Source organism: Pseudomonas sp. LAIL14HWK12:I1, from assembly GCF_003202095.1.
GTDB classification, from domain to species: Bacteria; Pseudomonadota; Gammaproteobacteria; order Pseudomonadales; family Pseudomonadaceae; genus Aquipseudomonas; species Aquipseudomonas monteilii.
Genome location: NZ_QJKG01000003.1, coordinates 493570 through 507163, shown reverse-complemented (window position 1 = coordinate 507163; position 13594 = coordinate 493570). Strand labels below are relative to the sequence as shown.

Below are 13594 nucleotides of genomic sequence, written 5' to 3'. Positions count from 1 at the left end.
GGAGTCTGCCATGACCCGCACAAGCATTCTGCTGATCACCCTGCTTGGTTCGCCGCTGGCCTTGGCCGCCGGCACCGGCCCGACCTACCCTGACGACCCGCACAGTACTGCGCCAAGGCCAGGCGTGGACAGCACCCTCAACCCGATCGAGAAGCCCATGCCGCGGGATACCGACCCGCGCATCAAGGGCAACGACCCGGACAGCCCGCCGGCAGAGCAGAATGACAACCGTGACCTGCCGGGAATGGATGGCAGTGGCCAGGAGGGCATTCGCCGGCAAAGTGGCGCAGCTGACGATAGTCAGCACTAGACGCCTGCCCTACCACTGACGCTTGTCTGGCCGGGTCAGCCCCAGTTTCTCGATCCGGTAGCGCAGCATGTCCCGCGACAGCCCCAGCATCCGCGCCGACTTGGTCACGTTCCAGTCGGTACGGTCCAGGGTCTTGCACACCAGGTCGCGCTCCATGTCGGGCAGGCTGGTGCCGGGCTCCGGCTCGTGCCGTGGCATTTCGAACATTACGGGCGCCTGCTGAGCTGCCAATGGCTCGTCGATCAACGTCATGCACAGGTTCAGCTGGTGCGCCTGCACCACCTCGTTCGGTGCCAGCAGCACGGTCTGCTCCAGCATGTTACGAAGTTCGCGCACATTGCCTGGCCAGCTGTAGCCCAGCATCAGGCTCTCGGCTTCGGCAGAAAAACGCAGGTTCGGCTTGCCATAACGCCGGCCATGGTGGGCCAGGAAATGCCGGGCCAACAGCAGAATGTCCTGCCCACGGGCATACAGGCGCGGCACCTTCAGGGCAATGATGCGCAGGCGGAAGAACAGGTCGCGGCGGAACTTGCCCTGCTGCACCATCTGCTCCAGATTGCAGTTGGTGGCACTGATCACCCGCAGGTCAACCTTGCGCTCCTTCACCGCACCAATCCGGCGGATGCTGCGGTCTTCCAGCAGCTTGAGCAGCTTGGCCTGCAGCACCAGGTCCATCTCGCCAATCTCGTCGAGGAACAAGGTGCCGCCATCGGCCGCCTCCACCAGGCCTACCCGGCGCTCCTTGGCGTCGGTGAATGCACCTTTCTCGTGGCCGAACAGTTCGGCCTCCAGCAGGTTGGCCGGGATCGAGGCGCAGTTGAACTCGATGAACGGCCCCTTGCTGCGCGTGCCATCGAAATGCAGGGCGCGGGCCACCAGTTCCTTGCCGGTGCCGGTTTCGCCTTCGACCAGCACCGGTGGCAGGTCGTCACTGGCCATCCGCCGTTCGGCATCCAGCACCTGGCGCAGGGTGTGCTTGAGGGTCAGCATCGTAGGCGACTCGCCGATCAACGCCTGCAACCCGGACTTCTGCGCCTCTCGCTCCTGGTAGAACGACAGCGTGCGCTCCATGCGCTCGGCAGCCAGGGCCTTGTCCAGGGTCAGCTTGAGTTCGGCCAGCACCACGGGCTTGCTCAGGTAATGGAAGGCGCCCTCCTTCATCGCCTGCACGGCATCTTCGACATTGCCGTAGCCGGTCATCATGATCACTTTCAGGTCCGGCACCTGTGCCACCAAGGTCCGCAGCAGGTCGTGCCCGCTCATGCCAGGCAGCGAGTTATCAGTCAGCACCGCGTCGGGCCGGGCCCGTTTGATCTGCTCCAGCGCCAGCTCCGCGCTATGGCATACGGTGACCTCGTAGCCCTTGAGGCTGAGGTAGGTGCGAATATTGTCGGCGAGAATTTCATCATCCTCGACTACCAGGATGCTGTGCTCCATGGTCCCCTCCCGCTGCGATATTGAATGTAAGGCTGACGCGGGTTCCTTCCTCTTCGCGGCTGCTCAGGCTGACCGAGCCGCCAAAACGTTCCATGATGCGTTTGACCAGGGCCAGGCCTATACCGAGCCCCCCCTGTTTGGTCGTGAAGAACGGTTTGAACACCATCCTTTCCTGCTGTTGGCTCATGCCCTTGCCCGTGTCGGTGAGCACGAATTCGGCACGCAGGCCACCCTGCACATTGACATGGGCATTCAACATACCGCCGCAGGGCATGGCCTCCAGAGCGTTGGAAAACAGGCTGTTGAGAATTTGCGTCAGCTGCAACGGCTGGCTGGCCACCCACTGCACGTCAGGCCCCTCGAAATGGAAGCGCACGCCGTTTCGTTCGATCTGCTGGGCGAAGGCCAGGTGGGTGTCTTCGATGGCGGCCACCAGGTCCACGGCTTCAGGTTCGTCGCTGGTCGGGCGCAACGACACCAGCAGGTCACGTACCCAGCGCGACATTCGGTCGACCTGGCTGATGATATCGGTGATGTTCTTCTGCGCGGCGACGTTGGCGGTTTCCTGGGCCAGCTCGGCGCTCGAGCGGATGTTGGCCAGCGGGTTGCGCAAGCTGTGGGCTACCGCAGACGACATCTCGCCCAGCGCCACGTAGGTTTCGCTGGCCACCAGCCGGTCCTGTTGCAGATGCAGCATCTGCGCCGCCCGGCGCACGATCCAGAACAGCCCGAAATAGATGAGCGCCCCGCCCACCAAGGTCGAAGCCCAGATCAGCACATAACCCCGCTGGATACGCCGCACCAGGTCCTGTGGCTCTTTGTAGATTTCCACCATGGCCAATACCTGCTCGCCCTGGCTGTCGAACAGCGGAATGTAGTTTTCGATGAAAAGGTAGCGCGGTTCACGCTGAAACTTCTGTTCTTCGCGATCTTCCTCGGCCTTGTGGTAGCTGGCGGACACCGCCTTGCGCGACCGGAAGGCACGGTCGAGGTCGCCGTCGGCTTCTATCCGCTTGCCGATCAGCTCGACGTTGGTGGACCACACGATGGTGCGGTCGCGGGCGTAGACGTTGGCCAGCAAGGTATCTGGCAAGTGCTCGACATGGTCCAGGAACTCGACCCGGGTCGACTCGGCCAGTGCGGGAGTGAACTGCAAGTGCTGCAGGTCCAGACGCGGGTCAAGCAGCTCACCCATGGTGGTGCCTGGCGGCAACTGCGAATGGCGTACCTCGGCCTGGGCCATGGCCTGAATGAACTGCGCGGTAAGCATGGCATCGCGCTGCACGCTGTCGCGAACCACGAACCGCGTTGACACATAACCCAACCCGCCCGCCACGGCGGTGATGATCAACAGGCTGATGACCGAAAACCACCGCAGCAGGTTGAACTCACGCAATGGCACAGCCAGGCCGCTGGCGGTCGCACCGGGCTTGTCGCGAACTTCGTTTTCCAGCATCTGCATCGCGTGGTTCCCGCACAGGGCGTCCGTCCAGAAATGCCTCAAGGCCAACAGCCAATTGAAAGCACCCCGCCTGGGCAGCCTGATAGCTGCCTTGTGTTGCGTGTTGCGTGTTGCGCTCTGCACATCACGTAGCAAGAACTCAGCCAGCCAGTAACAAACCAAAATAATTCAGTACGTTATAAAGCTTTTCTAAATACAGACTGAGGAAAAACCCCCACATTTGGGTAATTGCCACCCAATCCCTATAAAATCGTTAAGCATCAACAGCTTAAATACTTTAATTAATGTTTGTTATAAGCAGGATACCAACCGGAACGTCAAAGATACCCGCGTACCATGGCCCTCGCTGCTGCCGAGCCGAACCGAACCGCCGAAGCGCTCCATGATGCGTTTCACCAGCACCAGGCCCACTCCTAGCCCACCCTGTTTTGTGGTGAAAAACGGCCGGAAGGCCATGCGCTGCTGCTCTTCGCTCATGCCCTTGCCATTGTCGGACAGGCGCAGTGTCAGGCAGCGACGGTTCTGGCGCACCACCTCGATACGCAGACGCCCGCCCTGCTCCATCGACTCCAGGGCATTGGCAACCAGGCTGCTGAACACCTGCCGCAGTAACGCCGGGTGCCCCAATACCTGCACTGCCGGTAACGGTTGCAGGTCAAGGCTTACCCCACTGCGTGCCAACGGCACGGCATAGGTCTGCAAGCTTTCCTGCAACGCCTGTGGCAAGTCCACCGCCACGGCCTCGTCGTTCAGCGGGCGCAGTGACTGCAGCATCTGGCGGATCCACTGCGACATGCGATCGACCTGGCTGATGATATCGTTGACTTGACGTTGCGCCGGGCCGTCGTCGAACGCCTGGGCCAGTTCGGCACTCGAGCGGATACTCGCCAGCGGGTTGCGCAGGCTGTGGGCCACCGCCGACGACACCTCGCCCAGTGCAACGTAGGTCTCGTTGTTAATCAGCCGCTTCTGCTGCACCGCCAGCAACCGCGCGGCACGGTGCATGATGCCGTACAGGCCGATATAGACCAGCGCGGCCCCCACGGTGATAGCCAGCCAGATCAGGATCAGGCCATGCTCGATGCGCACGATCAGGTCATGGGGCTCTTTATAGATTTCGACCATTGCCGTGACGTTCTCGCCATCGGCATCGAACAGCGGAATGTAGTTTTCGATGAACAGCTGCTCGGGCGGCGTAACGAATTTCTGCTCGGCGCGGGCCTGTTCGAAGTTATGGTAGCTGGCCGAGACCCGCATCTTGTACTCGAAGGCCCGCTCCAGGTCGTCGTCGCCATTGATCAGCTTACCGACCAGCGCCGGGTTGCTGGACCAGATCACCGTACGGTCCGGCGCATAGATATTGGCCAGCAGCATGTCGGGCAGGTGGGCGATATGGTCGAGAAACTCACCGCGCGCCTTGCGTCGGGCATCCGGGTCGACATCTGGCAGGTTGCTGCGGTCGGTACGCGGGTCGATCAGCTCGCCCATGGTGCGCACGTTGGGGATCGACACGTGGCGTACTTCGGCGTCGGCGATGGAGGTGATGAATTGCGCGGTGAGCAAGGCATCGCGCTCCACGCTCTCATCGATGATGAAACGGCTGGAAATCAGCCCCAGCCCGGCAGCCACCGACAGGATGATGGCCAGGCTGACCCAGGCATACCAACGCAAAAGGTTGAATGGCTTGCGCGGGGCAGCCAACTCGTTACCGACAGGCACTTCGATGGTCTCGGAACGAGGGGCGATGTCCATGGCGGACTCCACATCTGGGCACCTTCAGAAGGTTATAGCCCAGAGTTGGGGAAACCATAGTATTAAATTGATGGCATCCGCCGAAGGGTAACGTTTTTTCACTTCGTACAGCCGGTCACTGCAGAAACGGCAGCCGTACCCGACCCCCTCAGAGAGCGCCATCGTCTGCCAACCCCTGCAATTTGCGGTATTCGCGCAGCACAGCAGGTACATAACGGCGAGTTTCGGCATATGGCGGCACCGCTCCGCGCCGCAACACGGCATCCGGCCCCGCGTTGTAAGCCGCCACGGCCAAGGTGATGTCGTTATCAAACAGAGTCAGCATGCGCTTCAGGTAGCGTGCCCCACCCTGCACGTTGTCTTCCGGGTCCAGGCGGTCTTCCACGCCCATCTCGCGAGCGGTATCGGGCATCAGTTGCATCAACCCCACCGCACCCGCCGGCGAACGGGCCTTGGGGTTATAGCCGGACTCGGCCTTGATCAGCGCGTGCAACAACGCCGGGGGCACATTGTGGATGCGTGCCGCAGTGGCAACCACCTCGGCATAGGGGCGCCCAGTGATCATCTGCGCATTGGCCGGGCCAGCCTGGGCCAGCGGTTCGTTGATCACCTTTTCATAGTGGCGTCCGGGCCGATGAACGTTGGTCAGTACGTAGCCACCCTTGGCATCGATTGAGATGTACACATCAGCCTGGGCAGCCCCTGCCGCCAGCCAGATCAAACCGAGGATGAGTCCACGCATGTCGGTCGCCTCTTCGTCGTGGCCCCCGATGTGGGGGAAATGCCCCGGAAAACCCGAGGTCGATGACCACGACGCAAGCACTGTGCCGCTTCCTGTGCCGCATGGCGCAAGGCCCCGAGGCAGACGTGCATGGCTGTTGCATGGTGCCTGTCAACGCGTGTTCCCATGCAGTGGAGGGCTTCACCATGCAGCGCAGAACCAACCCGCAACGTGGCTTCACCCTGCTTGAACTCCTGGTGGTACTGGTGGTGCTCGGCCTGTTGGCCGGCATCGTCGCGCCCAAGTACTTCAGCCAGCTCGGCCGCTCCGAGGCCAAGGTGGCACGGGCGCAGATCGAGGGGCTGAGCAAGGCCCTGGACCTGTACCGCCTGGAAGTCGGCCACTACCCCAACAGTGAGCAAGGCTTGCAGGCCCTGGTGGTCGCCCCCAGTGGCGAGGCTCGCTGGACCGGCCCGTATCTGCAGAAGGCCGTGCCGCAAGACCCATGGGGCCGGCCATATATCTACCGGCAGCCCGGCGAGAACGGCGGTGAATACGACCTGCTGTCGATGGGCAAGGACGGCCAGCCCGGTGGTGACGGGGAAAACGCCGAAATTACCAGTTGGCAGTAAGGAGAGCGGCCATGCGCTACAGCCTCAAGGCCCTGGGCAGACAGGGTGTGGTGCAATTGCAGATCGACGCCGAGGACGCCGACCAGGCCCGCCGCCAGGCCGAGGACCAAGGCCTGCGTGTGCTCAGCCTGCGCAGCAACGGCGGCGCCTTGCGCGGCATGGCCTGGCGCCGCGAGGCGGCGTTCGACCTAGTGCTGTTCAGCCAGGAGCTGTCGACCCTGCTCAATGCCGGCCTGCCGCTGATCGACGCACTGGAAAGCTTGGCAGAAAAGGCCCCCGCTGCCGCCACGCGCAAGGTGCTGGCCGAACTGGTGCGTCAGCTGTACGAAGGGCGCTCGCTGTCCCAGGCCCTTGGTCAGCAATCCCGGGTATTTCCGCCGCTGTATGTGGCGCTGGTGCAGTCCAGCGAACGCACCGGTGCGCTGGGCGACGCCCTTGCCCGCTACATCAGCTATCGCCAGCGCCTGGACCTGGTGCGGCAGAAGCTGGTGGGCGCATCGGTGTACCCGTTGCTGCTGTTGCTGGTAGGTGGCGGCGTGGTGCTGTTCCTGCTCGGCTATGTGGTACCGCGTTTTAGCCAGGTGTTCGAAGGCATGGGCACCGAGTTGCCTTGGCTGTCACGGGTGTTGATGCAGATCGGTCTGTTTCTGCACGCGCAGCAACTGCCACTGGCGCTGGGCACTGCAGGTGGCGTCACGGCGCTGTGGCTGCTGCGCCGCCACCCTCGGGTACGACGCTGGGCATCTTGTCAGTTGCGCCGGCTGCCAGCGCTGCACCAACGTTTGATGATGTACGAGCTGGCGCGCTTCTATCGCTCGTTGGGCATCCTGCTGCAAGGCGGCATTCCCATCCTCACTGCCATGGGCATGGCGCGCGGCCTGCTCGGCAGTGCCGCCGGCCAGGGCCTGGTACAGGCCAGCCAGCGGGTAGGTGAAGGGCTGCCGCTGTCCGATGCGCTGGAGGCCGGGCACTTGGTTACGCCGGTGTCGCTGCGCCTGCTACGGGCCGGCGAGCAGTCCGGCAACCTGGGCGAGATGCTGGAGCGCTGTGCCGACTTCCACGACCAGGAAATCGGCCGCTGGGTGGAATGGTTCGTCAAACTGTTCGAACCGCTGCTGATGACGTTCATCGGCCTGCTCATCGGCCTGATCGTGATCCTGATGTACATGCCGATCTTCGAACTGGCCTCAAGCATTCACTGAGACACCAAGCCCAAGGGTTCGCAATGACGTGGTGCGTTCATGTTCACATCTTTATAATCGCCCACGTCGATGTGTGATCCACACATATCATTCAGCGTGATAATAACCTTCGCGCCGTTCGATTCGTGCCTCACGCGCAACACACTCACACTCCGCCCACTACTAATACATTGGCGGAGTTCTCCATGGAACAATCACTCAAACCCTTACGCTTCCCCCTCGCTGCCCTGGCAGTGGTGGTGATCAGCGCTTGCGGTCGAACCCCCGACGCCGTGCAGGCTCCCGCCGCGCCGAAGGTCAGTGTGGCCAAGGTGATCGAGCAACCGATCAACGAATGGGACGAGTTCACCGGCCGCCTGGAAGCCCCGGAAACCGTCGAAGTACGCCCACGGGTCTCCGGCCAGATCGATCAGGTGGCCTTCACCGAAGGCGCCCAGGTCAAGAAAGGCGACCTGCTGTTCCAGATCGACCCACGCCCGTTCCAGGCTGAAGTCCGCCGCCTTGAAGCCCAGCTGCAACAGGCCAAGGCCACTGCCATTCGCAGTGCCAACGAAGCCCGCCGTGGCGAACGCCTGCGTGACAGCAACGCCATCTCCGCCGAGCTGGCCGAATCGCGCAGCAGCGCTGCCGCCGAAGCCCGTGCCGGGGTCGATGCCATTCAGGCCCAGCTCGACCTGGCACGCCTTAACCTCAGCTTCACCCGTGTCACCGCGCCTATCAGCGGCCGTGTCAGCCGCGCCGAGTTCACCGCCGGCAACATCGTCAGCGCCGATGTCACCCCGCTGACCAGCGTCGTGTCTACCGACAAGGTCTACGCCTACTTCGACGCCGACGAGCGCGTGTACCTCAAGTACACCCAGCTGGCCCGCGAAGGCCAGCGTGGCCAGAGCACCCCGGTGTACCTGGGCCTGACCAACGAAAGCGGCAACCCGCACCTGGGCCAGATGAACTTCGTCGACAACCAGGTCAACCCGCGTACCGGCACCATCCGTGGCCGTGCGGTGTTCGACAACAGCGACGGCCAGTTCACGCCGGGCCTGTATGCGCGCCTGAAACTGGTGGGCAGTGCCCAGTACGACGCCGTGCTGATCAACGACGAAGCCGTGGGCACCGACCTTGGCAAGAAGTTCGTGCTGGTCATGGACAAGGACAACAAGGCTGCCTACCGCGCCGTGGAGCTGGGGCCGAAGCTGGAAGGCCTGCGCATCGTGCGCAGCGGCCTGGGCAAGGATGACCGCATCGTGGTCAAGGGCCTGCAACGCGTGCGCCCTGGTTCACCTGTCACGCCGGAAGAAACCCAGATGGCCAGCGAACAGACCCTCGCCGCCCTCGCCCAGCAGCGCCAGGCCCTGGAGGCCAGCAACCCGGCGCCGAAGGTGGCGGGCAATAACGTGAAAGTCGCCAGCGCCCAGGCGCCACGCGGTTAAGGGACCACACCGATGAACTTCTCGAAATTCTTCATTACCCGGCCAATCTTCGCCGCGGTGCTGTCGCTGGTGCTGCTGATCGCGGGCTCCATCTCGCTGTTCCAGCTGCCGATCAGCGAATACCCCGAAGTGGTGCCCCCCACCGTGGTGGTGCGCGCCAACTTCCCCGGTGCCAACCCCAAGGTCATCGGCGAAACCGTCGCCGCGCCGCTGGAGCAGGCCATTACCGGTGTGGAGAACATGCTGTACATGTCCTCCCAGTCCACCGCTGACGGCAAGCTGACGCTGACCATTACCTTCGCCCTGGGCACCGACCTGGACAACGCCCAGGTACAGGTGCAGAACCGCGTTACCCGCACCCAGCCCAAGCTGCCCGAGGAAGTGACCCGCATCGGTATCACCGTCGACAAGGCCTCGCCCGACCTGACCATGGTCGTGCACCTGACCTCGCCGGACAACCGCTACGACATGCTCTACCTGTCCAACTACGCCATCCTCAACATCAAGGACGAACTGGCGCGCCTGGGCGGCGTAGGCGACGTGCAACTGTTCGGCATGGGCGACTACTCGCTGCGCGTGTGGCTGGACCCGAACAAGACCGCTTCGCGCAACCTCACCGCCAGTGATGTGGTCGCTGCAATCCGCGAGCAGAACCGCCAGGTGGCAGCAGGCCAGCTGGGCGCACCGCCCGCCCCCGGCTCCACCAGTTTCCAGCTGTCGATCAACACCCAGGGCCGTCTGGTCAACGAGGAAGAGTTCGAAAACATCATCATCCGTGCCGGTGCCAATGGCGAAATCACCCGCCTGAAGGACATCGCCCGAGTCGAACTCGGCTCCAGCCAGTATGCCCTGCGTTCGCTGCTGAACAACCAGCCGGCCGTGGCCATCCCGATCTTCCAGCGCCCAGGCTCCAACGCTATCGAGATCTCCGACGAAGTGCGGGCGAAAATGGCCGAGCTGAAGAAGGACTTCCCGGAAGGGATGGACTACAGCATCGTCTATGACCCGACCATCTTCGTGCGCGGTTCCATCGAAGCGGTGGTACATACCCTGTTCGAAGCACTGGTGCTGGTGGTGCTGGTAGTGATCCTGTTCCTGCAAACCTGGCGTGCCTCGATCATCCCGCTGCTGGCTGTGCCGGTGTCGTTGATCGGTACCTTTGCAGTCATGCACCTGTTCGGCTTCTCGCTCAACGCCTTGTCGTTATTCGGCCTGGTGCTGGCCATCGGGATCGTGGTGGACGACGCCATCGTCGTGGTGGAAAACGTCGAACGTAATATCGGGCTGGGGCTGAAACCGCTGGAAGCCACGCAAAAGGCCATGAGCGAAGTGACCGGGCCGATCATCGCCACGGCGCTGGTGCTGTGCGCCGTGTTCGTGCCAGCGGCGTTCATTTCCGGCCTTACCGGGCAGTTCTACAAGCAGTTCGCCCTGACCATTGCCATTTCCACGGTGATTTCGGCCTTCAACTCGCTGACCCTGTCGCCGGCCCTGGCTGCCGTGCTGCTCAAGGACCACCACGCACCCAAGGACCGTTTCTCGCGCATCCTGGAAAAACTGCTGGGCAGCTGGCTGTTCGCGCCGTTCAACCGCTTCTTCGACCGCGCCTCGAACCGCTACGTCGGTGGCGTACGCCGGGTCATCCGCTCCAGCGGCATCGCGCTGTTCGTGTACGCCGGCCTGATGGGCCTGACCTACCTGGGCTTCTCCTCCACCCCGACCGGCTTCGTGCCGGCGCAGGACAAGCAGTACCTGGTGGCCTTCGCCCAACTGCCTGACGCCGCCAGCCTTGACCGCACCGAGGCGGTGATCAAGCGCATGAGCGAAATTGCCCTGAAACAACCCGGTGTTGCCGACTCGGTAGCCTTCCCGGGCCTGTCGATCAACGGTTTCACCAACAGCCCGAACAGCGGCATCGTGTTCACCCCGCTCAAGCCGTTCGATGAACGCAAGGACCCGAGCCAGTCGGCGGCAGCCATCGCGGCTGCACTGAATGCACAGTTTGCCGACATTCAGGATGCCTACATCGCCATCTTCCCACCGCCGCCGGTACAGGGCCTGGGTACCATTGGTGGCTTCCGCCTGCAAATCGAAGACCGTGGCAACCTGGGTTACGAAGCACTGTACAAGGAAACCCAGAACATCATCGCCAAAAGCCACAACGTGCCAGAGCTGGCAGGGCTGTTCACCAGCTACCAGGTCAACGTGCCGCAAGTCGATGCCGCCATCGACCGGGAAAAGGCCAAGACCCATGGCGTGGCGATCACCGACATCTTCGACACCCTGCAGGTTTACCTGGGTTCGCTGTACACCAACGACTTCAACCGCTTTGGCCGCACCTACCAGGTCAACGTCCAGGCCGAGCAGCAGTTCCGCCTCGATGCCGAGCAGATCGGCCAGTTGAAGGTGCGTAACAACCTGGGCGAGATGATCCCGCTGGCGACCTTCCTCAAGGTCAGCGACACCTCCGGGCCAGACCGGGTCATGCACTACAACGGCTTCATTACCGCAGAAATCAACGGTGCCGCCGCCCCGGGCTACAGCTCTGGCCAAGCCGAAGCTGCGATCGAGAAACTGCTGAAAGAGGAACTGCCCAACGGCATGACCTTCGAGTGGACCGACCTGACCTACCAGCAGATCCTCTCGGGCAATACCGCACTGCTGGTGTTCCCGCTGTGCGTACTGCTGGCGTTCCTGGTACTGGCTGCCCAGTACGAAAGCTGGAGCCTGCCACTGGCGGTGATCCTGATCGTGCCGATGACCCTGCTGTCGGCCATTACCGGTGTGATCGTGTCGGGTGGCGACAACAACATCTTCACCCAGATCGGTTTGATCGTACTGGTGGGCCTGGCGTGCAAGAACGCGATCCTGATCGTCGAGTTCGCCAAGGATGAACAGGCCAAAGGCCTCGACCCGCTGGCTGCGGTGCTGGAAGCCTGCCGCCTGCGTCTGCGGCCGATCCTGATGACCTCGATCGCCTTCATCATGGGTGTGGTGCCACTGGTGTTCAGCTCCGGTGCAGGTTCCGAAATGCGCCATGCCATGGGTGTGGCAGTGTTCTCGGGGATGATCGGCGTGACCGTGTTCGGCCTGTTCCTGACCCCGGTGTTCTTCTTCCTGATTCGCCGTTTCGTCGAGCGTCGCCAGGCCCGCAAGGCCGAACACGTTCAAGTGCTGGAGAACCATGCATGAACCTGCTCAAACCCCTGACCCCAAGCCTGCTGGCACTGGCCCTTGCGGCCTGTGCGGTAGGCCCGGACTACCAGGCCCCGGCCACCGAACCTGCGCAACTGAACAGCGACGCGCAGGCCAAGGCCTACGACCGTAGCCGCTTCGAAAGCCTGTGGTGGAAGCAGTTCGATGACCCGGTGCTGAACCAGTTGGTGCAGGCCTCGCTTGACGGCAACCGTGATTTGCGCGTGGCCTTCGCCCGTTTGAAATCGGCGCGTTCGATCCGTGAAGACGCCGAGAACGACCAGTTCCCGGTGCTCACCAGCCGCGCCAGCAGCGACATTGGCAAGGGCCAGATCCCCGGCCAGACCACGCAGCGGGTGAACAGCGAGCGCTATGACCTGGGCCTGGACATGGCCTGGGAGCTTGACCTGTTCGGCCGCATCCAGCGCCAGATCGAGGCCAGCGAAGCCCAGGAAGCGGCGGCCGCCGCCGACCTGCAGCAGTTGCAGGTGAGCCTGATCGCCGAGCTGGTCGATGCCTACGGGCAGCTACGCGGTGCCCAGTTGCGCGAGAAGATCGCCCTGGCCAACCTCAAGACCCAGCAAGAATCGCGGACCATTACCGAAACCCTGCGCGATGCCGGTGTGGGCAACGACCTGGACGTGGTGCGTGCCGATGCACGCCTGGCCGGGGTCGAGGCCACTGTGCCGCAACTGCAGGCTGAACAGGCTCGGGCGCGTCATCGCATTGCCACCCTGCTCGGCCAGCGCCCAGAGGCACTCAGCGTAGACCTGTCGCCCAAGGCCCTGCCGGCCATCGCCAAGGCGTTGCCGGTAGGCGATCCGGGCGAACTGCTGCGCCGCCGCCCGGATATCCGCAGCGCCGAACGCCAACTGGCGGCCGCCACCGCCAACGTAGGCGTAGCCACGGCAGACCTGTTCCCCCGCGTCAGCCTCAGCGGCTTCCTGGGCTTTACCGCCGCGCGTGGCTCGCAGATAGGCTCCTCGGCCGCCAATGCCTGGGCACTGGGCCCAAGCATTACCTGGGCGGCCTTCGACCTGGGCAGCGTGCGGGCCCGCCTGCGCGGCGCCAAGGCCGATGCCGAAGGGGCGCTGGCCAATTACGAGCAGCAGGTATTGCTGGCTCTGGAAGAGTCGGCCAATGCCTTCAGCGATTACGACAAGACCCAGCAGCGGCTGCTGTCGTTGATGCGCCAGAGCGACGCCAGCCGCAAGGCGGCAGAGCTGGCCTCGATCCGCTATCGCGAGGGTACGGTCGACTACCTGGTGCTGCTGGATGCCGAGCGTGAGCGGTTGAGCGCAGAAGATGCGCAGGCTCAGGGCGAAGTCGAGCTGTACCGCGGCATTGTCTCGATCTACAAGGCCCTGGGCGGCGGCTGGCAACCGGAGACTGTGGCCAGCGCACACTGATACCCCCCCGTTTCAACGACTCCTTTGGTTGGTTCCTCCCCCAACCG

At 63.1% G+C, this 13594-nt stretch carries 10 protein-coding genes; 6 read left to right on the top strand and 4 right to left on the bottom strand.

What is annotated here, in order from left to right; translation table 11 throughout:
* Positions 1-10: 10 nt before the first annotated feature.
* On the top strand, positions 11-310 hold the full coding sequence (locus tag D906_RS11725; RefSeq protein ID WP_019099263.1) for a hypothetical protein: 300 nt from the start codon (positions 11-13) through the stop codon (positions 308-310).
* Positions 311-319: 9 nt separating this feature from the next.
* Here the strand turns inward: D906_RS11725 and D906_RS11720 are convergent, their stop codons facing one another.
* The 4 genes from D906_RS11720 to D906_RS11705 all read right to left on the bottom strand — a co-directional run bounded on the left by D906_RS11720 (position 320) and on the right by D906_RS11705 (position 5703).
* Positions 320-1747, bottom strand: coding sequence for a sigma-54 dependent transcriptional regulator (locus D906_RS11720; protein ID WP_027615202.1), 1428 nt, complete (start codon positions 1745-1747; stop codon positions 320-322).
* On the bottom strand, positions 1716-3209 hold the full coding sequence (locus tag D906_RS11715; RefSeq protein ID WP_019099265.1) for a HAMP domain-containing sensor histidine kinase: 1494 nt from the start codon (positions 3207-3209) through the stop codon (positions 1716-1718). Before D906_RS11715 ends, D906_RS11720 begins: the two co-directional genes overlap by 32 nt.
* 291 nt (positions 3210-3500) lie before the next feature.
* Positions 3501-4961 (bottom strand): HAMP domain-containing sensor histidine kinase, encoded by a 1461-nt coding sequence (locus D906_RS11710; RefSeq protein WP_019099266.1) that lies wholly within the window; start codon positions 4959-4961, stop codon positions 3501-3503.
* Positions 4962-5109: 148 nt separating this feature from the next.
* Positions 5110-5703 carry a lytic transglycosylase domain-containing protein gene (locus D906_RS11705; protein WP_019099267.1) on the bottom strand — a complete coding sequence of 198 codons (594 nt, stop codon included), beginning with the start codon at positions 5701-5703 and terminating at the stop codon, positions 5110-5112.
* A 185-nt stretch (positions 5704-5888) separates the two neighbouring features.
* Between D906_RS11705 and gspG the strand changes: the two genes are divergently transcribed.
* The 5 genes from gspG to D906_RS11680 all read left to right on the top strand — a co-directional run bounded on the left by gspG (position 5889) and on the right by D906_RS11680 (position 13547).
* Positions 5889-6314: a type II secretion system major pseudopilin GspG gene (gspG, locus tag D906_RS11700; protein ID WP_003253843.1), complete on the top strand. Its 426-nt coding sequence runs from the start codon at positions 5889-5891 to the stop codon at positions 6312-6314.
* A gap of 11 nt (positions 6315-6325) precedes the next feature.
* The gene (locus D906_RS11695) at positions 6326-7516 is read left to right on the top strand and encodes a type II secretion system F family protein (protein ID WP_019099269.1); all 1191 of its coding nucleotides are present in this window, start codon (positions 6326-6328) and stop codon (positions 7514-7516) included.
* A 185-nt stretch (positions 7517-7701) separates the two neighbouring features.
* Positions 7702-8943: a multidrug efflux RND transporter periplasmic adaptor subunit MexE gene (gene mexE, locus D906_RS11690; RefSeq protein WP_019099270.1), complete on the top strand. Its 1242-nt coding sequence runs from the start codon at positions 7702-7704 to the stop codon at positions 8941-8943.
* Positions 8944-8955: 12 nt separating this feature from the next.
* Positions 8956-12135 (top strand): efflux RND transporter permease subunit, encoded by a 3180-nt coding sequence (locus D906_RS11685; RefSeq protein ID WP_016714007.1) that lies wholly within the window; start codon positions 8956-8958, stop codon positions 12133-12135.
* Positions 12132-13547 (top strand): efflux transporter outer membrane subunit, encoded by a 1416-nt coding sequence (locus D906_RS11680; protein ID WP_019099271.1) that lies wholly within the window; start codon positions 12132-12134, stop codon positions 13545-13547. Before D906_RS11685 ends, D906_RS11680 begins: the two co-directional genes overlap by 4 nt.
* The last annotated feature ends 47 nt before the right edge of the window (positions 13548-13594 follow it).